17 protein-coding genes are annotated in these 25,644 nt (G+C 60.0%); 11 read left to right on the top strand and 6 right to left on the bottom strand.

The genetic code is table 11. From position 1 onward, the window contains the following. Positions 1-303: 303 nt before the first annotated feature. From ACZ48V_RS10960 to ACZ48V_RS10935, 6 genes are all read left to right on the top strand, one after another. Entirely contained in the window at positions 304-3,063 is a 2,760-nt protein-coding gene (locus ACZ48V_RS10960; RefSeq protein ID WP_464539084.1) for a TonB-dependent receptor, read from the top strand. 36 nt (positions 3,064-3,099) lie between these two features. Next, a complete protein-coding gene (locus ACZ48V_RS10955; protein ID WP_464539082.1) occupies positions 3,100-4,311 on the top strand; it encodes a DUF4876 domain-containing protein in 1,212 nt (403 codons plus the stop codon). A 118-nt stretch (positions 4,312-4,429) separates the two neighbouring features. Then, positions 4,430-5,989, top strand: coding sequence for a DUF6850 family outer membrane beta-barrel protein (locus ACZ48V_RS10950; RefSeq protein ID WP_464539080.1), 1,560 nt, complete (start codon positions 4,430-4,432; stop codon positions 5,987-5,989). 41 nt (positions 5,990-6,030) lie between these two features. Beyond that, positions 6,031-6,987 (top strand): hypothetical protein, encoded by a 957-nt coding sequence (locus tag ACZ48V_RS10945; RefSeq protein ID WP_464539079.1) that lies wholly within the window; start codon positions 6,031-6,033, stop codon positions 6,985-6,987. A 233-nt stretch (positions 6,988-7,220) separates the two neighbouring features. After that, positions 7,221-8,135: an MBL fold metallo-hydrolase gene (locus ACZ48V_RS10940; protein WP_464539078.1), complete on the top strand. Its 915-nt coding sequence runs from the start codon at positions 7,221-7,223 to the stop codon at positions 8,133-8,135. 290 nt (positions 8,136-8,425) lie between these two features. Then, positions 8,426-9,226, top strand: coding sequence for a S1/P1 nuclease (locus ACZ48V_RS10935; protein ID WP_464539077.1), 801 nt, complete (start codon positions 8,426-8,428; stop codon positions 9,224-9,226). Positions 9,227-9,251: 25 nt separating this feature from the next. Here the strand turns inward: ACZ48V_RS10935 and ACZ48V_RS10930 are convergent, their stop codons facing one another. Both ACZ48V_RS10930 and ACZ48V_RS10925 read right to left on the bottom strand, forming a co-directional pair. After that, positions 9,252-10,016: a pirin family protein gene (locus ACZ48V_RS10930; RefSeq protein WP_464539075.1), complete on the bottom strand. Its 765-nt coding sequence runs from the start codon at positions 10,014-10,016 to the stop codon at positions 9,252-9,254. Positions 10,017-10,214: 198 nt separating this feature from the next. Next, positions 10,215-10,817 (bottom strand): HD domain-containing protein, encoded by a 603-nt coding sequence (locus ACZ48V_RS10925; protein ID WP_464539073.1) that lies wholly within the window; start codon positions 10,815-10,817, stop codon positions 10,215-10,217. 370 nt (positions 10,818-11,187) lie between these two features. Between ACZ48V_RS10925 and ACZ48V_RS10920 the strand changes: the two genes are divergently transcribed. The 3 genes from ACZ48V_RS10920 (at position 11,188) to ACZ48V_RS10910 (ending at position 20,432) form a co-directional block, all read left to right on the top strand. After that, positions 11,188-13,728, top strand: a complete 2,541-nt coding sequence (locus ACZ48V_RS10920; protein WP_464539071.1) for a hypothetical protein — start codon at positions 11,188-11,190, stop codon at positions 13,726-13,728. 146 nt (positions 13,729-13,874) lie between these two features. Beyond that, positions 13,875-19,520 carry an alpha-2-macroglobulin family protein gene (locus ACZ48V_RS10915; protein WP_464539069.1) on the top strand — a complete coding sequence of 1,882 codons (5,646 nt, stop codon included), beginning with the start codon at positions 13,875-13,877 and terminating at the stop codon, positions 19,518-19,520. Positions 19,521-19,589: 69 nt separating this feature from the next. Next, entirely contained in the window at positions 19,590-20,432 is an 843-nt protein-coding gene (locus ACZ48V_RS10910) for a nucleotidyltransferase family protein (protein WP_464539067.1), read from the top strand. 79 nt (positions 20,433-20,511) lie between these two features. Here the strand turns inward: ACZ48V_RS10910 and ACZ48V_RS10905 are convergent, their stop codons facing one another. From ACZ48V_RS10905 to ACZ48V_RS10895, 3 genes are all read right to left on the bottom strand, one after another. Then, positions 20,512-21,000: an outer membrane protein gene (locus ACZ48V_RS10905; protein WP_464539065.1), complete on the bottom strand. Its 489-nt coding sequence runs from the start codon at positions 20,998-21,000 to the stop codon at positions 20,512-20,514. Positions 21,001-21,179: 179 nt separating this feature from the next. Next, positions 21,180-21,341: a DUF3309 family protein gene (locus tag ACZ48V_RS10900; protein WP_464539063.1), complete on the bottom strand. Its 162-nt coding sequence runs from the start codon at positions 21,339-21,341 to the stop codon at positions 21,180-21,182. A 165-nt stretch (positions 21,342-21,506) separates the two neighbouring features. Continuing rightward, a complete protein-coding gene (locus tag ACZ48V_RS10895; protein WP_464539061.1) occupies positions 21,507-21,647 on the bottom strand; it encodes a hypothetical protein in 141 nt (46 codons plus the stop codon). Positions 21,648-22,292: 645 nt separating this feature from the next. On the opposite strand from ACZ48V_RS10895, the gene ACZ48V_RS10890 reads away from it, so the two are divergent. Further along, positions 22,293-23,438 carry a transposase gene (locus ACZ48V_RS10890; RefSeq protein WP_464538259.1) on the top strand — a complete coding sequence of 382 codons (1,146 nt, stop codon included), beginning with the start codon at positions 22,293-22,295 and terminating at the stop codon, positions 23,436-23,438. A gap of 436 nt (positions 23,439-23,874) precedes the next feature. Here the strand turns inward: ACZ48V_RS10890 and ACZ48V_RS10885 are convergent, their stop codons facing one another. Further along, positions 23,875-24,735, bottom strand: coding sequence for an esterase/lipase family protein (locus ACZ48V_RS10885; RefSeq protein ID WP_464539059.1), 861 nt, complete (start codon positions 24,733-24,735; stop codon positions 23,875-23,877). Positions 24,736-24,986: 251 nt separating this feature from the next. Here ACZ48V_RS10885 and ACZ48V_RS10880 point away from each other — a divergent pair, with 251 nt between their 5' ends. Beyond that, a complete protein-coding gene (locus ACZ48V_RS10880; protein WP_464539057.1) occupies positions 24,987-25,619 on the top strand; it encodes a lysostaphin resistance A-like protein in 633 nt (210 codons plus the stop codon). Positions 25,620-25,644: the final 25 nt, after the last annotated feature.

The following is a 25,644-nucleotide window of genomic DNA, read 5'->3' as shown; positions in this document are numbered from 1 at the left end:
GAGGGCGAAGTGTGTATGTAGTGTGGTCGACATCTCTTCGAGACATCTTATATGCGAGTTCCGTGCCGAATTTTAGACGCTGACCCTAACATCCTTGTCCCTTATTTTTGTGCTAAGTAAATACTATTCAAGCTTCTGAGCCCATAAATAAAGAGAGCATAGAAAACGCCTTCTTTCATTTCGGCATACACACTACCCTCAAGGTTTCTTAATTACTTATTCAATGGTGCGTACTTGCAATGTGTACGCACAGTATGTGTATTAAGTGTGTGTAGTACCCATAACGTCTCGTAATGTAGTGCTGTGGCCGCCTCGTTTCATCCGTTCCGTCTTATTTCGCTTGCGCTGTGTATCCTGCTACAGGCCGTTCCTGTTTCGGCGCTCAGCCTCGACCATGGCGAGGTATGCGGCCATGTTGTAGATGCCGATACCGGAGACTCTCTCGTTAGCGCTACGGTGCATCTCGCTGCGCTAAACAGACATGCGGTGGTAGATGGAGAAGGCTACTTCTGCATCGCCCGCGTTCCTGCAGGTACCCATGAGCTGGAAGTCCGGCACATTGGAATGGCTACGGTGAACCGAACCATCACGGTGTATGCTGGGGAGTCAACTGAGGTGCGCGTTGAGATGACCAGCGAAGTACTTCAAGCGGCGGGGGTTGTGGTAACCGCACAGGAAATAGGACGCTCCTCTGCGGTAGGCACGGCTTCGCGCATCGATCGCTCTGCGATTGAGCATGTGCAGGCGTCAAGCCTGGCAGACCTCCTGGAGCTTGTACCTGGCCAACTGGCGAGTAATCCGAGCCTGGCCTCCCCGCAAGAAAGTCTGTTGCGCCAGGTGCCGACCACCGGCGATGCGGCGCGTGCTAATGCACTGGGCACATCGCTCGTGATAGACGGAGCACCTGTATCCAACAATGCAAACCTTCAGGTTGACGTACCAACGCCTCTGCGTGATGCTGCGTCAGACCGCCCCTCCTTTGCATCAACAGCGGGAGGAGGCGTTGACCTGCGCCGCGTAGCCCCAGATCAGATTGAGTCTATCGAGGTGATTCGGGGCATCCCATCTGCACGCCATGGCGACCTTACGGCGGGTATGCTGCTTGTGAACACACGGGCCGGCGCCATGCGCCCGGAGATCCGGTTACGCGCCAACCCAACGACACTTGACCTGGGCACAGCGGCTGGGTGGGAGACAGGAAGTCATACGGGATTGAGCGTGACCGGTAATCTGGCGGCGTCTCAGAACGACCCGCGACAGACTCGCGACAGTTTTGAGCGCCTAACGCTGCAGAGCACGTGGAGTCAGTCGTGGTTAGATAACGAGCGTCTGCAAACTACCGTGCGGTTTTCCGGGCACCGGACCCTCGATGAGCGGCGCCGTGCCCCCGATGACGACCGATATGACCGGACCCGGTACAGCCTTGACCAAGGGATACGCGCCCACCTGTCTGGAAACTGGCATCCAGACGCCCAACGGCGCACCGAAATCTCGTGGGATGCCAGCGTAGACTACAGCGAACAAGAGGGCTACTTACAGGAACGCGTTACGCAGCAAGGGGTGTTTCCGCTTTCCGACGCGCGGGTGGATACCACGCAGCGCGCAGAGTTTGGACCGCTGTCGTATCTCAGCGAAGTGACTGTACACGGCCAGCCGCTTGATGTGTATACGCGCCTCGAAGCCGAACATACTGCCTTCGCGGGGGATTGGGCGCTCGTGCCGCAGATCGGAAGTGAGTTGCGCTACAGTAACAACTATGGGCGCGGCCGGCAATTCGACCCACTACGTCCGCCCCGTATGCACTACTCCATGGGCGATCGCCCGCGCAGTTACCGCGATGTACCCGGACTGCCCATCTGGTCAACATACGCTGAGCTGGCAACGCACGGATCGCTTCTTGGGCGTCGGTTTGCGCTGCATACCGGGCTGCGCTACGACAACATCTCGCCAACATCGCTACACAGCGGACGGTTCGGTGCGCTGCTCTCTCCGCGTCTTAACGTACAACTCGAAGTGGTCGATGACTGGGCCGTGCAGGCAGGATACGGACGCATGGCCAAGGCGCCGTCAATGAACTTCTTGTATCCGGGGCCGCGATACTTCGACCTGGTTAACTTCAACTACTACCCGCAAGAACCTGAAGAGCGTCTGCTGATCCTGACAACCCGTGTGATAGAGCCTGACAACACATCCATGCGGGCTTACACCAACGATAAAGCGGAAATCGGGCTTTCCGGAACGCTTGGAAATGCAGATCTCTCGGTAACTGGCTTCAACGAGCAAACACGAGGGGCTTTCGGCCTCACACTGCTGCCTATCACGTTTACGCTTGATCGCTTCGATATCGATGAGTTTCGTGATGGATCGCCCCCTGTTGTGAGTGAGTCTTCGGCACCGCCCGACACACTTGTGCGGGCGTATCACGCCCTGCAAGCTACGCGTGACATTGACTCCTGGGGCATTGAGTTCACTGCCGACCTGCCCGAGTGGTCTACCCTTCGCACCTCACTACATGTTACCGGAGGCTGGACGGTGACGCGCTTCAACGACCGGGCGCAAGATGTTGACACCGGTGCATTGTTCCGGACCCAACCGCCGCCTGAGCGCATCGGCGTCTACCAAAACCACGGCACCGAACGCGATCGTCTGGTGACGAGCCTGCGCTTCGTGCACCGCGTCCCCGAGGTGGGGCTGGTCGTGTCTATGCTCGCCCAGACGCTGTGGTGGGATCGAGAGCAACGCATTAACACAAACGACCGCCCAATCGCTTATCTCACACGCGAGGGGGACTACGTGCCGTTGTCTCAAGAAGAGGCTGCTGCAGCGAAATACGACAACCTGGAGCGGATGCGGAGCGACTCGTACTATCGCACCGAAGACCCCCCACCGCTCTGGCTCTTCAATATGCGGCTCTCTAAGTCGCTGCCTGCCAACCTTGAACTGTCTTTCTTTGCGAACAACGTGTTCGCGAATCGCCCGCTCTATGAGCGGGGTCGCACCACAGGGCTGAGCCGACGTAATCCGCCTCTTTTCTTCGGCGTCGAACTCGTGGCTCGCCTGTAGTCTTCTTTCTTCCTACGACATTGTCCCCAATACACTATGCACAAGCTGAAACTACTTCCTACATTTGCTCTGGCGCTCTTGCTGCTTGTTGGGCTCACTGCCTGCGACAGCGGAATGGACGAGGTCACTCCGTTTGAGGTCGATGTACGTGTCACGTTCCCCGAGGACTACCCGGTATCGGAAGCCGAGGGGGTTACTGTTACCGCTACGAACGACGAACGCGGAGGTACCCAGACAGCGGAAACCAACGCTGCAGGAATCGCGACGTTTGAAGAACTGGTGCCCGGCCCCTATGCCTTTTCGGCCACCCTTTCGATAAAAGGGGAGCGCGCAGCTGAGTTGACAGGTTCGCCCGCTCCACGTACGCTCAACGCGAATCTCCCGCTCCAGAATCTGGATCGTCCGCCAGCGGAAGCAATCGAGCTACAACTCAATGTAGCCGCAGCGGGCACGTTCGTTATCAAGGAGGTTTATTACACCGGCTCAGAAACGCCTGAAGGCGATACCTATTTTCGGGACCAGTTCATCGAGATTTACAACAACACCGATGAGCTGCTCTACGCCGATGAGCTCTACATAGCCAGCATATATGGAGCGTCGGGCCAAATCAATCCCAATACTGAGCCTACGCCATTCCAGGATAACCAGGATGCTGCATACGCCAGCAACGTGTGGCGCGTGCCAGGAGGCGGAACCGATGTTCCGGTTGAGCCGGGCGAGAGCCTCGTGATTGCGCAGCATGGTATCGACCATGCCGATGATCCGGACGGAAATCCGGCTAGCCCTGTCAATCTTGGCGACGCGGACTTCGAGATGTACACCGGGCGCGAGCAAGATATTGATGTGGCGGGCGTTCCCACCATGGAGCGGACGTACTTCACCGGAGGATTCTACTCGCTCGTTCCTGTTTTTGGACCGGCCTGGGTGCTTTTCGAAACTAATGACTTCGGTAGCCTGGAGCAGGTACCCGTCCCTGACCTCGATTTTCTGGATCCGCGAATTCGCGTGCCGAATGAGCTGATCCTTGATGGGTTCGAAGCGCTGCAGACCCCAACAAGCGACGATTTCAAGCGCCTCCCGTTGGACGTAGATGCTGGGTTCGTTGCTGCATCGGGCACGTACACGTCGGAGAGTGCACGACGCCTGGTGCAGCGTGAAGTCGACGGACGTCGCATCCTGAAGAACACCAATAACACAGGGAGCGACTTCGAGATCATTGGTACGCCTACGCCGCGTAGCTTCGACTAAACGCTTCGCAAAACACGCCCGGTGCACCCGCCTGATACACGGACACGCCTTTACAGGGCATGTTCAGGCAGATGCGCCGGGCGTACTTGTTTTCTGTACGTGGTTTATGTAGTTCATCATGCGCTTTGCTTTTCAAATCGGACTCACATGCGTTCTCCTGATAAGCGGGCTGTCACTGACGTCTGGACTTTCCCATCCGGTCGGTGCGCAGCCTCTGACGTTGTCTGATGCAGTGTGGCATAGCCCAACATCAGTCCCTCACTTCGAGCGGTACGGCGCGCCTGTGGATGCCGACGGAGGCCTCTGGCGGGCAACGAAAAACCCGGCCGGACTCGCTTCCGCTGTACTCCCGGATCAAGGATGGGCGAGCCTCTCGTTTGCCGATATAGACGGCCCGCTTCATCGTCCACAGCATCCGTCGGGCCTGCAACTGGGACAACTGCAATCAGAAGGCACGGCTACGCTCTCGGGATGGAAGGTCTACGGCGCGTTTGTGTACACGCGTCGCAACGACCGGCGGGTAGAGTGGTCGGCCATTTCGGATCCGCACGACCACCGCGCCTACGTGTGGGCTGACTCTATCGGAGGCGCGTGGTATCGCAACCACGTCGACCTGGAGGCCGCATTCGCGTCCCCCAAGCTACTCGATCGCATTTACGGCGGGGTGCGCATCCAGTACAGCGTAGGGCAAGGCGCCCGGCGTAACGACCCCCGCCCGCAGTATCGAACACGCACGGTAGACGTGCAGCCGGGGGTATCCGTTGAGGTGGGGGCGCAGCACGAAGTTGGAGCGCAAGCCGTGTTGCGCTGGCAAATGGAAGAGAATGAGTACGGGTTATTTACGACCGACGACCCGTTTGTGTATCGTCTCAGAGGCTATGGCACGTTCGACCGCGCTCAGATCGTACGCGGGGAACGCAGAACGTCGGGCCCACGCTACGGAGGGGCCGTGCAATATGCAGGCGCTGCGTCTGCGTGGCAGTGGGATGCAGGCATCACCTACGCGGCAGGAGAAGACGAGGTGCGGGATGGAATCCGGGCTCCTGCTTTTGGGGGCCGTCACAACGTGCAGGAGTTCCAGTTCAGCGGAGCGGCACAACGCAGCCGCCCGGCGTTATCTTTGCGGCTGCGCGCCGACGCCGGCTGGTGGGAAGGACGTGGGACCGATCCGGTGTTTCGTGCGGTCAATGTGATATCGGAGGATGCTCACCTGCAGCTTGAGGCCTCCCTGTGGCCTGGCGAACGGCGCGCGCAGGCCAGCTGGGGCATTGGAGCGGCGATCCGGGGCGATGAGGTGCTGCGCCGGGACGTCGTGAGCCAGACGGAGTGGGCTGCAACAGCTCTGCAGACAACGGTTCGGGGATGGATACAGCATCAGATAACCTCTTCGTTCGTGGCTCGTGTTCAGCCACAGGTTGGGTACTATCAACCGGTTGCCCACCGCTATGAAGCACAGTCTCCCACGCGTCTGACCTCCGAGATTGTCTACCCGGACTACGCCTACTACAGCACGGCTCGATGGGCTACGCGGATGCACATGGGTATTGGGTGGCGTTCTTCAGGTGCCGACTCGGACCGGCTCCGGCTGTCGGTGACGGGCGACTACAGCCGGGCACAAGCCCCCACCGAAGCATCACGCCATGCACTCCGCATCACGCTACACGTGCTTGGGCGATAACCATCTACCTAATTTTCTGCTCCATGTAAACGTCTTTTACCATGCGCCTCATTACTATACACACTTCGTCTCGCCCTATTCGTGTTCCGTTGCTCATTGGAGCAATCGTTACGGCATTCCTGCTGACAGGCTGTGCATCCGTCGGCCCAGACCTCGCGCAAGAGGAGACTGCATCGTGGCAAGAGGAGCCTTGCTTTCCTGTAGAGCAGTTAAACGATGACGATCGTGCACTGGCCGACTCGCTCATGCAGGATGCCGTCAACTACCAGGCTCTGTACACGCTTGTGGGCGACCTGAAACCCATGAGTACGCTGGTGCAGAAACGATTTACCCTGGCACGCCCCGACTCGGTAGTAGCAGGCGTGCGAGATGCGATGAAGGGGGAGGCAGCGCAAGCAGCCTATAACGATGCAGACCAACTGCACCGGGTGGCCGATGCGCTCTCCTGCGGGGCGGTCCAGACCGTCGTCGTTCCGTTCAACGCAACGCGCGAGGGAAACCGCACAGTGCAGACACTTCTTGTAGATCAGCGCACTTTTGAGCGTACACTGGAAGATGACGCTCCCTTCTGGGGCCAGTGGGCCTTTACGCCGAATGCAGATCCAGCAACGATTATCACAACTGTGGAGCATGAGGCATCGCTCGATCGCTTCCGCGGATACGGATACCTGTTTGGATATCCCGAGCATGCCGTTACGTTTTTCGTGGAAGCGGCACGAACTGGAGAAGATGAGGACATATTCGTTGAGCGCGACTTCTTCCACATTCCCACAGCAAAGGCTGAAACGAATCGGTTTACGTATGCCGTGCCGAAAGGGTACGTGCCTGCCGAGCCAGACTCTGCGATCCACCGTCGGGCCATGGAGATTCTAACCGTGTATCGTGAACGGCGTGCCCATCACATAGAACAAAACGACACACTGCAGCCGGTTGAACTGCTGCGTGAATGGTACCGTGAAGAACCTGAGCTTGACCCACGCCGTCCAGGCACACAGTGAAAAAGAAAGCCGACAACGAACTGGTAGACCGGTAGATGTAGGCACAGGAACGCCGTCTGCGAACAATTGCCTGCAAGCAAAGGGCTTTCACTTTCGACAGGTGATTGCACGTCACGTGCAGCAGACGGTAGGGTAGAGCCGGGATCGGCATGGGATGTATTGAGTTGATTGGCGTAACATCAGAGGTGCCTTGTACATCCTAACGATTCTCCAACCAGATCGCCGACAAACCCATGCACACACGACGTTCTTTTCTTCGCATTGCAGGTACCAGTGCGGCGGCGCTTCCGTTTTTGCCCACGTTGCTGCGGGGCCGCCCTGCACCGACCGCCTCAGACTTTGAGATGCTCCGGCGAGGGGTAGGCACCTTCACCGCGCAAGGGGGCACCATCGGGTGGCTTGTGCGTGACGGGGCGGTCGTTGTGGTCGATTCGCAGTTTCCGGATTCGGCGGAGCGCTGCTGGAACGGCATTGCCGAGCGCACCGACCGCGGACTCGATCTGTTCATCAACACGCATCACCACGGCGACCACACGGCGGGCAATGGCGTGTTTGCCGCACAAACCGACCGGCTCGTTGCCCATGCCAACGTGCCCGACCTGCAGCGCGCCGCAGCCGACGCGGATGAGGCCGATAGCCTTACGTATCCGAGCGAGACGTACAATGAAGCGTGGTCGGAGACGATCGGGGATGAGACGATCCGGCTGTATCACAATGGGGCCGCGCACACAGGGGGCGATACGGTGGTGCACTTCGAAGAGGCCAACGTAGCGCACATGGGCGATCTGGTGTTCAACCGGGTGTATCCGTTCATCGATATTGATGGGGGCGCCTCAACAGAGGGCTGGATCGACACGCTCGAAACGATGCATGCGCTCTTCGACGACGACACGATCCTGATCCACGGGCATGGCGCGCCCGATGCGGGCATTACCGGGGGACGCGGCGACCTGCTGCAGATGCGGGACTTCCTGGCGGCACTGCGCGGGTTTGTTGTTGAGGGCGTGCAGGCAGGCACTGCGGTGGATGAGCTGGCAGAGGTGAGCCGTATTCCGGACTTTGAGGAATATGCCCGCGACGACTGGCCGCTTCCGCTGTCGCGCTGCATCCGGGCGGTCTACCGGGAAGAGACGGCGAACGAGGAATAGTGAGAGGGGTGATCTGAGGCGTTGCGAGGCCGAGGCGTTGCGGGGCCGGCGTATGAAAGGGCCCAGGGCAAAGGGGCATCGCGTGGGTGTATAGCATCTGCACAGGCACACAAGCGAAGGCCGTACGCCGATGGAAACGGCGTTCTATCGGGATACGCTCAACCGGAGGCCCGGCAGCAACGCTACCCATAACACAGGATGCTGCGCCTCTCCCCTGAATAGCCACAGAGCAAAGCACACGCGCCTATTCTTGGCGCCTACTTCTTGATATCCACAGACGAGCCACACGGATGAGAACGCACAGCACACGTATCTTTTGCATCGCAGCACTCGCGCTTGGACTGGTCGCCGCGAGTCCGGTTATGGCCTCGGAGATGTGGGGGCGGGTTGGCCACTACGTAACGGGAGAGATTGCCCGGCAGCACCTGTCGGATGACGTGCTCGCTACGGTCGAGGATGTGCTGGGTGAGGAGTCGCTGGTGGAGGCGACCACGTGGATGGACCGCGTGCGCCCGACCGATGCGTTTCGGCACACCGCCGACTGGCACTGGGTGACGATTCCGCCCGACACGACCTACGACCAGGCACATAAAAATCCGAATGGCGACATCATCGCGGCACTGGAGCGGAAGATTACGGCGCTGAAGGCGGGGGGACTCGATGCAGAGACCGAGCGTGAGCATCTGAAGATGGTGATTCACATGATCGGGGACATCCACCAGCCGCTGCATGTGGGCACGGGCGAGGACGGCGGTGGCAACGACGTGCGTGTCTGCTGGCTGGGCGAGGCGTCGAACCTGCACCGCGTGTGGGACACGGGCATGCTGGTGTCGTGGAGCGACGACCATGAGACATGGGCTAATGCCATCAATCTGGCAACCGACGAGCAGGTGGCGGCCTGGCAGCAGGCTACGGTGCGCCGCTGGGCCGAGGAGTCGGTCAGCTACCGCGACGCGGTCTACGACGTGCCCGAGAATCACGAGATCGGCTGGACGTATCGTAACGAGAACATGTACATTGTGGAGAAGCGGCTGCTGCAGGCAGGCGTCCGCATCGCAGGCGTGTTGACCGATATCTACGGGGAGAGCTAACCGGGGCGTGCAAGATGCCTGTGGGCTATGTCCACAGGCGGGGAACGTTCATGCGGACGTCAAAGAGGAGTACTTCGCTGTCGGCTGTGGCAGTAAGGGTAAGCGCGTCAATGTGGGTAAGTCCTACGCCGTCGCCCGAGCGTAGGATGAGGGCGTCGGGGCCAGTTTCTATGGTGAGCTCGCCATCAACGACCTGTAGCCAGGCGCCGCGTCCGGCGTCGAGGGGATGCGTGGTCGTGTCGCCCGGAGCGAAGAGCCCCGCATACACGAACGCATCTGTGTTAATCGGCACCGTGTCCCCACGTCCGTCGGGCGAGACGTAGCCCCGGAGCTGCCCCTGGCGCTCAGCGGGTGTGTACTTTTTTTGTCCGTAGTAGAAGTCGGTGCCGGGGCGGTCGGGCACGAGCCACATCTGGTAATTGTGCTCGACGGTGTCGTGCAGATTTTCTTCGGAGTGGACCATGCCGCGGCTTCCGGCGCTGATGAGTTGCATCTCGCCTGCGTTCACCTCGGCGGTGTGGCCCTGGTTGTCGCCGTGAGTGAGCGTACCGGAGGATACGTACGTCAGGATCTCGGCATCGCGATGCGGATGCGCGCTAAAGCCTTCGTGGGGCTGGATGTGATTCTCGACCATGACGCGCAGCGGGCCAAAGTGCACCCACTCGGGGTCGTGGTAGTTGGCAAAGGAGAACGTCATCCAGTTGTCGGCCCAGCCGAAGTCCTCAAACCCACGCTCGTCGCTGCGGCGTAGGCGAATGGTGGGCGTGTCGGAGGCAGCGGTTGTAGACATAACGGTTGGTGGTCTGCACTACGAGTGGAGTATGTGAGTTCGTATGTTGCAACACGCACACGGGAGATCAACAGATTCCTTGTGTGATGCCTGTTCCGGGTTGGTTACGTGGGAGGACCGTAGCCGAAGCCTGGGGGGCCTTGGCACGAACGTCTCTGGCGGTGAAAAGAAGCTTTTGTGTCCAGGATGCAGCCTGCGCTACTCGTTCTCCTCGGCACGTCGTGCGGTTTCGGTATCGAGGACGGTGCGGATTTCAGCGAGCAGCGGATGCGCATCGGTGTAGGCGCGCCCGTACTCCAGATTGAAGCGATAGTCGAAATCGGGTGGATTGTCGCCCTGCGTGTGCTGCAGCAGCGTTTCGAGCTTGTCGAGGCCCTTCGCAAGCTGCGCTTCCGGCGAAGTGGCGGCTTCGTACTCGTCCCACAGCGCCATAAACTCGTTTTGCTGATGCGCGGGCAGCGGCGCAATGAGTGCCTGAACGTCGCGGCGTTCCTGGGTCGCCTTGTCGCCGGTATCGGACTGCTCGGGCGCGGGGATGTCGCCATGAATGGCCTCACCCAGGTCGTGGATCAGACACATCTTGATGAGGCGCATGCCATCCACCTCTGGAAACCGATCATGCAAGAGCATCGCCATCAGGCAGAGGCGCCAGGTGTGAGCGGCTACGCTCTCGGGGCGTCCGTCCTGCGTGTAGCTGGAGCGCAGCGTATCTTTGAGGGCTTCGGCGCGGCGCAGAAAATCGAGCATGCCGGTCCAGTCGGCGGGGGAGCCGTCGGGCGAAGCAGTTTCAGAGGAAGCCATGAGCGGGTGTTCAGTCCAGGGAATGCATGCGACACAACGGATGAGATGCGACGGCATGGCATCAGGGCAAGATCCACAAGGTGTATGCTGAGCATACATCTCGGCACGTCCTTCAAGCTACGTGTAGACCGTTGCTCTGCGGCATGTCCGCTCGCATCTCAAAAAACCGTGTTGTAGATTAGGCGCTATTCGGCATGGGCCCTGGGGCCGTTCTTTGTAGACGATTTTTCTTCATAGGTAGCTTATGGACGGTATACGATACACACGGCATGCAGTAGGTGTGTTTTGGACAATGCTCTGCTTCGGGGCCATAGCGTGGACGGCCCCGGCCGTTACCGCGGCGGAAAACGAGCGCCATCGACACGCAGCTATGCACACGGTGCGGCCCGACACGTTGGAACTCGACCGCACCCTCGAAGAGGCGACGGACTTCTTTCGTCAGTTGCGTGAGGAGGTAGAGACCCTGGACCACACAAGCACAGAAGTAGATCGGGCGGCTCCCCAGCAGCTTGACTGCGACCGGGTGCGGCTCTCCCAGTACGAGGCGCGCCCCTTCACGCTGATCGAGATCCGCGGCATCCCCGACGACATTGACGGCCCCATTCGACTGAATCTGCTCATCGACGGCGAGTCGGCTGGGCGCACCCTGGCAGAGCGCACGGCCTCCAACACATTCGTGATGAAGGCGCCGGTCAACCCCACATTTTCGCTGAGGGCCATTCAGGTGGAGATGCAGTTCATGGATACCCTCAGCGACTGCGATGCCTTTGCATTTGCAATTCAGCCGCTGGAAGAAGCCCCTGGGTTCTTCAACCAGGTTGTAGATGACCTGGAGACGAAAGCGGAAATGTTTGCGGTACACCAAGACGCTGCAAGCGCCGATCTGGGGGCAGAAGCTATTGAGACCGCTCTGTATCACCAGCGACCGTTGATTATGGCAACGCGCCTGGTGCAGGGATCGGAGGAGCGTCCGCCGCTGCGTGAGGCGCTGTCATATGCCTCGTACAGCGATTACATTACGCCCGAGGAATGGACGGTCATCGAGGCGATATACGCAGCGGGCACCACAACCGGCACAGCAGGGCGCCCGGTGCTTCCGCAGGGCGATGCCTTCTTTCGAGACGCTACGGGGCACCGGCAGATACTCAACCGAGCGCGCCCGCTTCTGGCCGATGCTTCGTCTATGTTTGGGCAGTCCCCTGCGAACCGAGCCCGCTATCGGCCAAGATACGCCACGGCAGAACACGCATCGAATAGCTGCGACACGCCATTCTACAGCCCAACCGCGGCAGAATTGCAAGGCTACTTTGCTGCACAGCGTGCTGCCGAGCAAGATATTGAGGTGCTCGACGACATGGGTACGTGGATCGAGAACGCCCAGGTGGCGCTTCTTGCAGTTGGGGCATTCATGGGTCCCAAAGGCGCTGCCGGGTCACGGGCCGCTGCGGTATCGCTGACCAACGCAATGGGACTGCATACTACCCTCATCAGCGCCATGAACGAAATGATGCATGCCGTCTACCCGAGCGAGCTGGGTGGACTGCGCGTTGAGCACGACGGGCCCTATGCGTTCTGGGAAGACGATGAGGTGATGGATGTGACCTGGACGGCTGCTGAGATCAACGCATACAGCCAGCGCTTCGATTTTAGCCAGGTGGCGGCCGATGTGACATGGGCCATTGGCGGCGGAAAAGCCATCGAATCCCTCTTTCGAAGAGTCCCGATCCAAGATAAATGGAAGTCCGATCTGTCTGAAGAGGCCACAGGGGTGGGGGCGGGTAATCTGATTCCTGACGTAGAATCGCAGGCGTTTCAGATCCCGGGCTGTACGTTTGGTCCGGTAGACGTGACGGACGAGCCCTGGACGATTTCGCGTCCGGGCACGCTGGGCCGCGAAGTGGTCGAGCGCATTGCGCATCAGCAGTTCAACGTGATTCGGGAAGGCCGCGGCCGGGCTACCGTCTGTGTGGCTGCTGAACTCGTTGAGCCAGGCAGCAGCGGATGCCTGGCGGCGGTTCCGTTCCAGGACATCGACGTGAACACCGAGGCGATTGACGTGCGCATCGCAACCGCCTCAGGAGCCACAGCGCGAATGTCGATGCAGGTGTCTCCGGGCGAGGCGGTCGACTTGCGGGGACGTGTGCGCTATGCCAACAACGAGAAGCTCCAGTGGAGCGTTGACACGCCCGGGCACATGGTGACCCCAATAGACAACCTGGGCCATGCGGCAACGGTGCAGACCTCGAACAACGAGGACGACTTTCCCGTCACGGTCACCGCCGAAAGCATATCCACCACCGGACTGCGTGCCCGTCCCGATTCGCCCCGCCGATACGATTGGATGGTCATTAACGCCGAGGAGGAAAACGAGACGTTCAGCTGCCTCAACGAGTTCGAGATTGCGATGACCGAGCTCGACCAGTGCTCGTTTGTGGCGTACGTAGACGGCACGCTGCCTGGAAGCGGACGCCGGGCTCCTGCGCATCCCATATCAGAATGCGTTACCGGGACGATTCAGTCGTGGCAGTCCAACGAACATGGGATGCAGCACCTTGAACTGCGAGGCACCTTCGACGACGGCACCATGCAGACCACACTTCGCTTTGATGATCCCGGGGCACACACCCTCGAAACGACTGATTTTGGCATGTACGGACGCCTCATGAAAGCCATTGAAGAGCCAATCCGGTCGCCAACAGGGGGGGCAGCTGGCACACGCAAGCAGCCGCGCCTCTCGGAAGCGCTTGAGTTGCAGACAGGCATGCTCACGGTCTATCCGCTGGCCGGCATGCCGTCGTTCTTTGGCGGACGCTTCGAAGCGCATCTGGTGCCTATTGGACGTTCAGGCCGCTTGCAGGGAACGAGTTACGACGTGCAGGGCATGCTGATGGGTGGGCCGCGCTGTCGTTAGAGGAGCTATCGTTAGAGCGTAGGAGGCGATGAGCGCTCCCAAGCACGTGCAAAGTGCAGGTGTGAACGCAAGCTGTTCGCATTCGAGGGATGCGCGTGCTACATTGCAATTAACCTGTTGCCTACGCTCTACCGACCTCTATATTCATGCCGCTTCGTTTTGATTGGATCGTGGTGCTCAGCGGGATTCTGATCGGTCTGTTGTTTGGAGGATGCGGGGGGTCCTCCTCCTCGACCAGCGAGGCCCCCGAATCCCTGAGCGACCGCGCTGTAACCGAGCGCTTTACGCCCACGCTCGACGGCCCGCTGCGCCTGCTGGCTGTGAGCCCACGCGGCACACGCACTCGGTACCAGCCGCGCCAGGCCATCACCGCCACGTTTAGCCGACCCATGGTGGCCCTGGGGGATACCGAGGCACCGCCCGATTCAGCACTCACCGTCGAGCCTGCGGTTGACGGCACCTTCCGGTGGGAGGGCACGCAGACGCTCGTGTTTACGCCCGAGCAGGACTTGCCGCCAGCTACGCAGTTCACCGTTACCGTGCATCCGGTGCTCACGTCCACCGAAGGCGATCAGATGCAGGAGCCGTACACCTGGACGTTCGAGACGGTGCGTCCGCAGATCGTGTCCACCACGCCCGCCGATGGGGAGCGCTTTGCCCCGCTCGACCAGCCGCTGCGCCTGCGCTTCAATCTGCCGGTGGATGCCACGGCCGCACAGCGCTTCCTTGACTCCGACCGCCTGCCCATTGGCCTTGCCGAGAACGACGGCGATAGCACGCTGGTGCTGCCCCTCAGCGCCGAGCTCGCACAGGGCACCGAGTACGCGCTCACGGCCGCTGCGGGCCTGCCCACCACCGCCGGACCGCTGGGCACAGCCGATGCCATGCGCATCCAGTTTCGTACCTACCCGCCGCTTGCGCTGCAGGCGCTCGACCAATCCAGCTGGCAGTATCCCGACGACCAGGGTCGCTTTGCGCCCGACCAGGGGCTCACGCTGCTCTTCAGCACGCCGGTGCGCTTCGGCGATCTGCGCGCGGCGCTCTCGATGGAGCCCGCCATCGAGTGGCCGCCCGGTACCGGCGCACGCGACAGCTATACCTCCACCGAGCACACGATCTCCGTGCCGCTGCAAGCCGAAACCAACTACACGCTCCGCATCGAAAACCTCACCGATCGCTTCGGGCAGACGCTTCCGGCAACCGAACGCACGTTCGAGACGCGCGCCTACGCGCCGTCGCTACAAGTGCCGGAGGGCGCAATGGTTGTCGAATCCAACCAGGAACGCGCCCTGCCGGTACGCTATGTGAATGTGACGGACGTGCGGATTGGCGCGGAGGTGATTTCGCGCGAGGAGATTGTGCCGGCCTACTACACGTACGACCGCCCACACCGCGAGGACGCACGAGATCCGGTGCCGTTTCAGCGCACGTGGACGCTCGACGAATCACGCACCGAGCGCCGCATCACGCCGCTGCATTTCGATTCGCTACTCACCGACAATCGCGGCGTTGTGGGCTGGCAGCTTAATCACGACCGCGACGCCGAGGATTCGCGCACGCATCGCGGGCTGGCTCAGTACACCGATCTGGGCCTCACCGCCAAGTTTAGTCCGCACCAGAGCCTGCTGCTCGTTACCACGCTCGACCAGGCCGAGCCCGTTGCCGATGCCGCAGTCGAAATCCGCAGCCGCGACAACCGTGTGCTGTGGACGGGCACCACCGGTGCCGACGGACGTGCCGACTTTCCTGGCTGGACGGAGCTGCTCGACGATCCGGGCGAGGGCGTGCCCGATCTCTTTGCGATTGTGGAGCACGAGGGGGACCTCGCCTTCACCAGCAGCGAGTACGGAAGTGGAATCCAGGCGTATCGGTTTGGGATTCAGAGCAGCTGGCGTCCCGAGCCGATTACGCGTACCGGCACCATCTTCACCGACCGCGGCCTCTACAAGGCGGGCGATACGGTGCATATCAAAGGCATCCTGCGCAGCCGCACCGATCGCGACTGGCAGCCCATCACCGACTCGCTGCGAATGGTTGTGCACGACCCGCGTGACGAGGTGGTGCTCGATGAACGGCTCACCGCCTCCGACCTGGGCAGCTTCGACACCACCTGGCGCGCTCCCCGTGGCGCCGCACAGGGCGACTACGATGTGCAGGTGGGGCTGGTCGACGATACCACCCTTACCGCCGAGCGCCGCTGGAACCGCGAAGGCATCGCCAGCGGCACGTTTCAGATCGAGTCGTTCCGCCAGGCGGCATTCACCGTCGAGGCCAGCAGCGCCGCTGATGCGTACGTAGCAGGCGATTTCTTTGAAGGTACGCTCTCGGCGCGCTACCTCTTCGGGGCCGGACTGCCCGGCGCATCCGCCTTTCTCCGTGTGCGCCAGAGCAGCACGCGCCACCAGCCGCCCGGATACGACGACTACCAGTTCGGTCCGATGAGCGGATACGACTACAACACCCTGTTGGAGCAAGACACCACGCTCAGCGCCGACAGCGACGTCTCGGTGCGCGTGCCCACTGAAGGCAATGCCGACGGCCACCCCATGCGTCTTACGTGGACGGGACGCGTCACCGACGCTGCCCAGCAAGAAATCGCTGGGCGCACCACCACGATGGTGCATCCAGGGCAGTTCTACATCGGTGTGCAGCCCTCTACCTCGTATCTCGACATGAGCGAGACCGATGCGCTTACCGTCGATCTCATCACCGTTGATCCGAACGGGCGGCCCGAGGGCGACCATGAGATCAATGTGGAACTGGTGCGCAAAGAGTGGAACAGCGTGCGCGAGGTCGGCTCCGACGGACGGATGACCTGGCGCAGCGAAGAGACCGAAGTGCCCGTGGCCGATACCACCCTCACCTCGCAGTCCGACACCGCCCAGCGCGCCGCCTTTACCATCCCTCAGGGTGGGCTCTACGAAGTGCGCGCCACCGCCACCGACATCCGCGGCAACGCCCTGAAGACCGAGGCCACCGTCTACGCCAGCGGGTCGGGCTACGTAGCCTGGCAGCGCGAAGACGACGATCAGATCGAGCTTGTATCCGATCAAGACACCTACGCGCCCGGTGAAACCGCACGCATCATGGTGCCCTCGCCCTTCGAGGAAGCCACCGCGCTCATCACCATCGAGCGTGACGGCATCTTGCACAGCCGCGTGGAAACGCTCACGGGCAGCGCCCCGCAGATCGAGATTGACATCGAAGACGACTACCTGCCCAACGTGTACGCGAGTGTCATCCTGCTCAACGAACGCACTGCGCCTCCACAAGCCACTGCCGATCCGGGAGCGCCTGCGTTTCGGGTGGGATACGTTGAGCTTCCGGTGGATGCGAGCGAACGTCGCATCTTCGTAGACATCGAACCCGACACCGACACCTACCGTCCCGGCGACACCGTTACGGTGGATATGCAGCTTCGCGATGACACCGGACAGGGCGTGCCGGGCGAGATCACCTTCAGCGCGGCGGACGCGGGCGTGCTCAACCTCATCGGCTACGCGCTCCCCGATCCGTTCGACACGTTCTACGGCACGCGTCCCCTCAGCGTAACCACCACCGAAACGCGCTCCGCGATTGTGAAGCAACGTTCAGGCGATGACAACGTCGTCAAGTCAGCGATGCCGATTGGTGGAGGAGGCGGCGAGGAGTCCATGCGCACCGATTTTTCGCCGCTTGCACACTGGGATGCTGCCGTAGAAACTGACAGCCGGGGCCGGGCACAGCTCTCATTTGAACTGCCCGAGCAGCTCACCACCATGCGCCTGATGGCCACCGGGCACACACCCACGCATCAGTTTGGCAACGGGCAGACCGACATCACCGTCACCAAGCCGCTGGTGCTGCAGTCGGGACTGCCGCGCTTTATTCACGAGGGCGACACTTTCGCGGCGCGCGTGCTCGTCACCAATCGCACCGATACCGAAGGCACCGCCGAGGTGCAGATCGACGCCGAGAACCTGGCGCTCTCTGAAACCATCACGCAGTCCGTGACGCTGGCACCGGGCGCCACCCAGGCGGTTACGTTCCGCGCCGAAGCGCCTGCTGCCGACACCGCCCGCGTGGCGTTTCGCGCCCAGATGAACGGCGAAACGGATGCCCTGCGCATCCCCCTGCCCATAACGCGCAGCACGACCACCGACGTGCAGGCCACCTTCGCCTCGACCGAGGGCACCGCCACCGAAACGTTGCGTCCGCCGCCCGACCGCGTGCCCGGTACTGGCCAACTCGACGTGCGGCTGGCCTCCACCGCGCTCACCGGACTCGACGGCGCGCTGGAGCACCTGTTCACGTATCCATACGGATGCATCGAACAGCAGACCTCGCGCATCCGTCCGCTGCTGTTGGCACCGGGTTTGGTGGATGCGTTTGGTTTGGCGCTGCCGTTCGACAGTCGCGATGCAGCTATTGCCGACTGGCGCGACGACCTCAGCCGCTTCTGGACCGGCGACGGCTTTGCGATGTGGCCCGGCAGTTCAACCGCGCAGCCGTATCTTACCGGATACGTAGCGCTGGCGCTGGCCGAGGCCGACGAAGCCGGATATGATGTGCCGCAGCCCCTCACCGAAAACGCCCTCGACGCGCTCGAAGAATGGGTGCGCAACCCGAGTGATCGTCCCGACTACTACAGCAGCGCCGTCTGGGCCGACACCCGCGCGCTGATGCTCTACGCGCTGGCCCGCCACGGGCGCGTGGTCACGTCGGAGCTCTCGGTGCTTGCCGACAATCCACCGAACTCGCCCGACGGACTCAGCTACCTGCTGCGCGCCCTGCACACCACCGACAGCGCCGCTCTCGCATCCCGCCGCACCGCCATTGCCGACCGGCTGCGCGCCCAGATCCGCGTTGAATCGACGCAGGCCTATCTTGCGGCACCCGACGACAACCGCTTCGGCTGGATCTTCGCCAGCGATGCCCGTGCCACCGCGTTTGGGCTCTCGGCGCTCCTGGTGCACGACGCATCGAGCGACTTTCAGCCGTTGGCACAGCGCATGGTGCAGTACTTGATCGACGAACGCACACAGGGACACTGGACCTCCACCCAGGACAACGCCGCTGTGGTAGAAGCCTTCGATCGCTACGTCGAGGCCTACGAAGCCGAAACACCTGACTTTGCGGCGACGGTCGAGTTGGCCGGACGTGAGATTCTGACCGCGGCCTTCCGCACCCGCACGCTCGACACGCGGAACGTGATCGTTCCTGAATCCGATCTGCCCGACGGTGAGACGCCGATCCGCATCCAAAAAGACGACGGCCCCGGACGCCTCTACTACACCGCCCGCCTGGAGACAGCAACGACCGCTCCGGTGGAGGCCCGCGAGCAAGGGCTACGCGTAGAGCGCACCCTCGAACTGCTGGACACAGATGGCGAAGTCGCACGCACGCTCAATCCCAACGCCGACGGCATGCGCCAGATCGCAGAAGGCAGCCTCGTGCGCGTCACGCTGCGCCTGAACAGCCCAACCGATCGCAACTACGTGGTCGTCGATGACCCGCTGCCTGCTGGACTGGAAACGCTGAATAGCGCGTTTGAAACGACGGATACCGGGCTGCTTCGCGATGCCGACACCGGACAGGATCGCTGGTGGGGTTCGTTCAACCACACCGAGGAGCAGGATACGCGGGTCTTGCTCTTTGCCGACTACCTTCGGCGCGGCACGCACACCTACCGCTACGTGGCGCGCGCCACCACGAGCGGCACGTTTGTGCACCCGGCCGTAGAGGCCGAGCTCATGTACCGCCCCGAGACGCGGGGGCGTACGGCCACGGAACGGCTGGTGGTGGGGGAGTGAGACCCCGGGTAGTGCCAGTCCCGTCCCATAATTCGACTATGCTTGCTCATCATCCCCACGTCCAGGTCCATGCGCGCGATTATACTTGCTGCTGGATTTGGCACGCGTCTGCGTCCGCTCACAGACGATACCCCGAAGCCGCTCCTAAAGGTTGCGGGGCGGCCGATCGTGGACTACCTTATCGAACAGGTCATCAGCTGGCCGGAGATGGATTTCATCCATGTGGCGATCAACGACCGGCATCCAGCGGCTTTTGCGGCGTGGCAGTCTGAGTGGCAGCCAACGATGAACGCGCACGGTATAGATCTGCAGCTGCACAACAACGGGGTGCGTAGCAGCGAAGAGCGGTTGGGAGCAGTCGGCGATCTGCATGCCGTTCTGGAGTGCATTGGCACCGAACAGCCAGCCCTGGTGGCAGCCGGAGACAGCCTGTTTCGCGTTGTGCTCCGGCCGATGGTCGAGCGCTTTCTGAACCACGAACAGAGTCAGGCGCTGGCCCTCTTCTCACAGGATGCAGACGAGCGGACGCATACCAGCGTCTTCGATCTTGACGATGCCGGTTCTGTGAATGCCGATCGTATGAATGCCATTCGCGTGCAGGGCCTCGTGCATGCCCCTGACGATCCGCCCTCCGTGTGGACCAGCCCGGCCTGCTATCTGCTCACGCCGCAAGCACTCGGCTACGTGGCGCCCTATCTCGAACAGGGCCGCGACGCGGATACGCTTGGACGCTTTATTGACGCGCTTGCGCAGCGGTATCCTGTAGAGGCGTTCACGATGCCCCGACAGACCGGGCTTCGGTTTCACGTAAATACGCCCGCTCAGTACCATGCAGCTAACAAAACGCTGTTCGGGGAAGACGTAATGATTGATTTCGATGCCTCTTCGAAAGAGGAGGAAAGAGAAACATAACGGCCGAATAATACCAACCGCGTACGTCTCGCAGAGACACGATTGTAATGCTTTGGCCGGTTTTGGTGTCAAATTGCTGTCATATCTTGACAAGAAATCCGGCAGAGAAACCAAGCCGGTCGAAGGTGCTTCCGAGCGTGAGTTGGGACTGAGTAAATAGAGTGATAATCTGCACATCGATTTCGAGGCCGCCTACCAGATTTAACCCCAGATCTGTTTCGCTACCGAGCCCGGTTCGTCCCGAAATGCGCGTGACCCCACCTCCAGCCCCTAAATAAGGCGAGAACCATCGCGCGAGGTCAATCAGGTAGTGGGCGTTCAGGTCGACGGTAAAGATCGTGGCATCGTCTTCGGACGCGTAGACGTCGAACGCACCGCTTGCCTGAAGAGGAAAACCTTCACCGGTAACACGGATGGTGCCCCCAATCGCCGTCTCGTCGATATCAGCTACGTCGATGGTTACCCGAGGACCGATCTTGAGATCCAGATTGCGCTGAGCATGAGCCTGCGGTACGGTCAGTAGAAGACAAGCAATTATGAGCGATGCACTTAACGGAAGAAGTCGCATGAGCAAAAGGTCGGTTGTAGAAAAAGAAAAATAGGAGACACAGCCGCTCGATAGAACGGTGTAATATCAGTCGACATGCTTTATTGGTTTATGGAGTATGGGCGAGTGAGCACGAAAAAAGAGCGCAGTGCACGTTTGCTCCTCCAGTAGTTTCCTTCAAAGGCTCTACAGAGCCAGAGCTATATATTGCCAGTCAAAAACATGATTAGGACGACGATGAGAACAAGTCCAACGACACCTCCACCTCCAGCAAGTACATTATTTCCACTTCTGTAGCCAGCACCTCCCCCAACTACAGCAAGAATCAAAAACACGATTAGAATCAACACAAGAAAACTCATATCAGACTGTTTTTTACATTTATAAAATCATGTCTGCGCGTACATCTACATTATTTTTGAACATTGCTATTGTGATTCCGAGAACTCACGTCTCCCTCCAACTCGAGTCGTCGGAGGGAGTTAAATACGTGAGTAAAGATTCCTAAACCAGCCGCAAAGCCGTCTTTATTTCTTCTCAGTCATAGGGCGTTTGTCTTTTCTCCCCTTTTCGCTCTTGGGATTCTTGTTTCTATCTTTCTCGCTCATGGGATTTTTGTCTTTTCCCTTTTGCGACGGAGATTGTTCTTTTTTCTTCGGGTTATTCATGGTAGGCCGTGTATCGGTTGGTGAATGTAACTCGTAACGCGATCAGAGAAACCAAACCATCGTAGCAGCTCAGTCTGCCTGCCTGCAGGGTAAGCCGGTCGATGTGAACGAATGTCATTCGGGCACTGACCCTCTTCCCATGCAATACCTAATATGACGAACAACGCGGTCGGCAGTACCCGATGTTTGGTGTGGCCGGTACCAACGGATTAGACCGATGCACAGTAAGAAACCGTTCTTTAACGAGGTGCGCGAAGCGGTTGGCCGCGTGTACGTTTGCAGTTTGCTTTTACCCCCCTCAACGGAGTTCCTATCGGTTCCAAGTGGATATCATCTACGCTAATGAGGACAATCCCCCTTGAGTCGTCGGATTGCTCAACCCAGAAGGGTACCGCTGAATATGATGAACAGGAGCTGCTCATCAAGAAGACAGATATGCAAGGTAGAGCTCATCAAAACGCATGTAGCGTTTACCAACATCGATCGATAAAGCAACTGCGTTTTTTCGACGACCTGGATGGTGGCATGTACACCAGTCATTCTGTGGCCCGTGCCACATCAGACATGTAGGACTTACGCAGTTGCCTAATAATTTTTGTAGTTTCAAGTTATCCACGCTTTACAATGCCGATTTAAGGTCTCCCGATGAATCCTCCCAAAGTCGACGACCTCGACTACATCCACTTTCTGATTGCCGCGCAGAAGGAGTTTACCTGCACCGAAGCGTCCCGCTCGTATCCCAAAGGGAAGAATGCTCCGGCGCACGACGCCTTCACCCGCCTGTTGCAGAGACGGCCTCCAGATACGGAGGCGTTGTGGCAGGAAGCGGAGCCGGTCGTGGAAAAAGACGAGGGACTGTTGATCTTCGACGATACGACGTTGGATAAGCCCTACGCCAACAAGATTGAGCATGTTACCTGGCACTGGAGCGGCAAGCACAAGGATGTGGTCAAAGGCATCAATTTACTGACGCTTCTGTGGCGGGGCTCCTCGAATCCGTCGTTGCCTGAGCAGTTGGAAGAGGAGCAGTTGGAAGAAGGGCAGTTGGAGGAAGAAAAGCAGGAGCCCCACGTGCCTTGTGACTTTCGTCTCTACGAGAAAGACGGGAAGACGAAGAACGAGCACTTTCGTGAGATGGCCGCCACCGCCGCTGAACGAGGGTTTGAGCCCAAACACGTCCTGTTCGACAGCTGGTACAGTGGGTTGGACAACCTAAAAACGGTTCGAGATCTGGGATGGACATTTCTCACGCGGCTGAAGAAAAACCGGAAAGTCAATCCCGACGACACCTTCAACCGACAGATTCAGGAGATTACCATTCCCGAAGCGGGACGGACGGTGCACTTGAAGGGATTCGGCTTTGTCAAGGTCTTCCGGACCGTCTCCACAGACGAAGACGCGGAAGATGCCAACGCGGAAGATGCCAACGCGGAAGATGCCAACGCGGAAGATGCCAACGCGGAAGATGGGGGCACGCAAAAACTGCAATACTGGGCGACCAACGACTTGGAGATGCCCGAAGCGAAGCGCAAGCAGCTTGCACGCCGCGCCTGGGGCGTAGAGACCTATCACCGCAGGCTCAAGCAATATTGTGGGGCCGAGCGCTCGCAATGCCAGAGCATCCAGGCGCAGCACAATCACATTCAGATGTCGATCCGCGCTTTTTTGCGGCTGGAACTACACCGCGTGGAGACAGCGATCAGCTTCTACGAGTCAAAAACGGCCATCATTCGGGAGGCCATCCGGGCCTATTTGACGGATCCAACTTACATCCTACCCTCAAGTGCGTAACTCCTAACATGTTTGTGCGTCCGTCGGAGGCCAGGCTCATATGCCGCACCGACACCCGGAGGTAGGACCACTGTACCGCCCCGGCAAACGACATTCACCCTGTTGAATCCGTTATTGTAAAGAAAGTGTATGCAACCTGCGAGACGACATATACACCGGATATCGTGGGCTTTTCGCACGACCGAAGGCCTCAAAAAAGCCCACCACAAATACCCGTTATTGCAGTGATATTTCCATTGCATAGAGTGCAAGATCTCTTTCAGGACCCGTTCCACCACACGTCATGTCCCTGTTCACGTCCCTGTCGCGCATGTCGAACGATCCAGAGCCAACCAACAAATGGGAGAGACCTCACAAGAGCCCGCGAGGCGGCTCTTTCCGAAATGCAAGCAGGATGGAGAAAGAAACGTCTGCCGGAGTGACACCGCATGGCCTGCTACCATCCCGCGTTACACAGCTGCGTAGCAATCTGTGCGTAGAAGGCATTCGCATCAAAGTTCGCCCCGCCAAACCCGGCATCCATGCCGACCTGGCGCACGTGGTCGGCATCTACCGTGCCCTTGAAGGTGCCCCACCGGGCGCTGTCGACCGAGACAAATCCGTCGTTGATGCCCTCGCGCTCGTACAGATGCGTGTTGAAGTAGCGCAGTAGCGGTGTAAGAGGCACCGACGTGTCGCGTCCCGCCTGACCCGCATAAGACCAGTACGTCACGTCCGGGTGGTCGGGCACGTTTGGGTTGAAGCTGTGCTTCATGAACGACGGCGTGAGCTCGCGCACCGTCTGGAGCGAGTTGGCCGAGCCGTCTTCAATGATATGAGTGCCCATCCAGTCGGTAATATCTGCGAGCCAGGAGCGCACCGCATCCGGCTGCTTCAACACCAGGTTGGCCAGTGTCGAACCTCGATGGGGCGTCGATACCGTCACAAGCGCTTTAATGTGCTCGTGCATCCCCATCTGTGCAATGAGGAAGCGTGCATCGAGTCCGCCCATGGAGTGTGCAATGACCGTGACGGTATCGGAGCGGGTCTCCTCCAGAATGTGCTCAATGTGGGCTTGCCACGTCTGGCAGCGTGCCCGCACCGTGTTGTACGGAGATACGTTCGGCGCATAGGCGCGCACGCCCCGCATCCGCAGGTACATCGCCTGCTCATGCAGGTGGCCGCCCCGCCGCAGCGATCCGCCGATGCCAAACCCGTGCATCATAACAACAGGCAATCGCGTCGGAATCACCGAGGGCTGCGGACGCGATTCGAGCCCGGTAAGGCGCTGAAACGCAGAAGCGGAAAAGGTAGGCATAGAAAACAGGGGGATGCGAACGGATACGCACAGCGGAAATCAACGCGTAAACCGGTAGTCGATTCGCAAAGTTGCCTGCGTCACACAAACGTGCGGTTCCTCCGCACCAGCGCATCTGTGCCGCGCAATCAGGGGTGTTCTGGATCGCCTCTCTCGGGGTAACAACCGCGTGCAGGCTTGTTCGTAGGAGCAGCGCACCGCGTCGATACGCTACATCGATACGCGATCCTACACCATAAATACACCTGTGCATGGAAACGCACGCCGAATCCTCCAACTTACCGTCGCCTGACGATAACCCGGCGCGCCCCGATACTGAGGGGCGTATGATGTTCATTACCGGGTTTGTCTTCGAGTGGATGCTGGCAGCGGTAGCGCTTGCCTGGGCCTACTGGCGAGGACTGCCGCTTCTACAGGAGCTAACATGGTCGACCGATCTGCTCATTACGAGTGTGGTGGCTACGGGTCCGCTGGTGGCGGCTCTGCTAATCATGGTGCGCGTGCAGGCCCCCTGGATGCGCAAGATCGAAGCGCACGTGCGCTCGTTTCTGGCGCCGCTGCTCCGGTACGGGGGAATCTCGGGCATGGCAGTGCTTGCTATTGCCGCAGGTGTGGGCGAGGAGTTGCTCTTCCGAGGCGTGCTGCAAGCCGAGTTCATTGCGCCGCTGGGTCCGTGGGGCGCACTGATCGTAGCCAGCATCCTGTTCGGCGTCTGCCACTGGATCACCCCAGCATATGCACTCATCGCCACGATCATGGGGGCCTACCTCGGTGCGCTGTACATGTACACAGGAGGGCTCACCGTCCCGATTCTGGTGCATGCGCTCTACGACTTCATCGCGTTTCTGTACTTTGCTTACACCAACGACCCAGATGGGGCATAGCGCCGCGGAAAGTAGCGCCGTGGAA

It is taken from the genome of Longimonas haloalkaliphila (genome assembly GCF_055379825.1).
Note: the sequence above shows the minus strand (reverse complement) of the source record. Positions and strands in the feature narration are given on the sequence as shown.

What these genes read in the sequence shown, in the direction of transcription:
- ACZ48V_RS10955 (WP_464539082.1), top strand. Translation starts at nt 3,100, where the DNA reads ATGCACAAGCTGAAACTACTTCCTACATTTGCTCTGGCGCTCTTGCTG.
- ACZ48V_RS10950 (WP_464539080.1), top strand. Translation starts at nt 4,430, where the DNA reads ATGCGCTTTGCTTTTCAAATCGGACTCACATGCGTTCTCCTGATAAGC.
- ACZ48V_RS10945 (WP_464539079.1), top strand. Translation starts at nt 6,031, where the DNA reads ATGCGCCTCATTACTATACACACTTCGTCTCGCCCTATTCGTGTTCCG.
- ACZ48V_RS10940 (WP_464539078.1), top strand. Translation starts at nt 7,221, where the DNA reads ATGCACACACGACGTTCTTTTCTTCGCATTGCAGGTACCAGTGCGGCG.
- ACZ48V_RS10935 (WP_464539077.1), top strand. Translation starts at nt 8,426, where the DNA reads ATGAGAACGCACAGCACACGTATCTTTTGCATCGCAGCACTCGCGCTT.
- ACZ48V_RS10930 (WP_464539075.1), bottom strand. Translation starts at nt 10,016, where the DNA reads ATGTCTACAACCGCTGCCTCCGACACGCCCACCATTCGCCTACGCCGC.
- ACZ48V_RS10925 (WP_464539073.1), bottom strand. Translation starts at nt 10,817, where the DNA reads ATGGCTTCCTCTGAAACTGCTTCGCCCGACGGCTCCCCCGCCGACTGG.
- ACZ48V_RS10920 (WP_464539071.1), top strand. Translation starts at nt 11,188, where the DNA reads ATGCACACGGTGCGGCCCGACACGTTGGAACTCGACCGCACCCTCGAA.
- ACZ48V_RS10915 (WP_464539069.1), top strand. Translation starts at nt 13,875, where the DNA reads ATGCCGCTTCGTTTTGATTGGATCGTGGTGCTCAGCGGGATTCTGATC.
- ACZ48V_RS10910 (WP_464539067.1), top strand. Translation starts at nt 19,590, where the DNA reads ATGCGCGCGATTATACTTGCTGCTGGATTTGGCACGCGTCTGCGTCCG.
- ACZ48V_RS10905 (WP_464539065.1), bottom strand. Translation starts at nt 21,000, where the DNA reads ATGCGACTTCTTCCGTTAAGTGCATCGCTCATAATTGCTTGTCTTCTA.
- ACZ48V_RS10900 (WP_464539063.1), bottom strand. Translation starts at nt 21,341, where the DNA reads ATGAGTTTTCTTGTGTTGATTCTAATCGTGTTTTTGATTCTTGCTGTA.
- ACZ48V_RS10895 (WP_464539061.1), bottom strand. Translation starts at nt 21,647, where the DNA reads ATGAATAACCCGAAGAAAAAAGAACAATCTCCGTCGCAAAAGGGAAAA.
- ACZ48V_RS10890 (WP_464538259.1), top strand. Translation starts at nt 22,293, where the DNA reads ATGAATCCTCCCAAAGTCGACGACCTCGACTACATCCACTTTCTGATT.
- ACZ48V_RS10885 (WP_464539059.1), bottom strand. Translation starts at nt 24,735, where the DNA reads ATGCCTACCTTTTCCGCTTCTGCGTTTCAGCGCCTTACCGGGCTCGAA.
- ACZ48V_RS10880 (WP_464539057.1), top strand. Translation starts at nt 24,987, where the DNA reads ATGGAAACGCACGCCGAATCCTCCAACTTACCGTCGCCTGACGATAAC.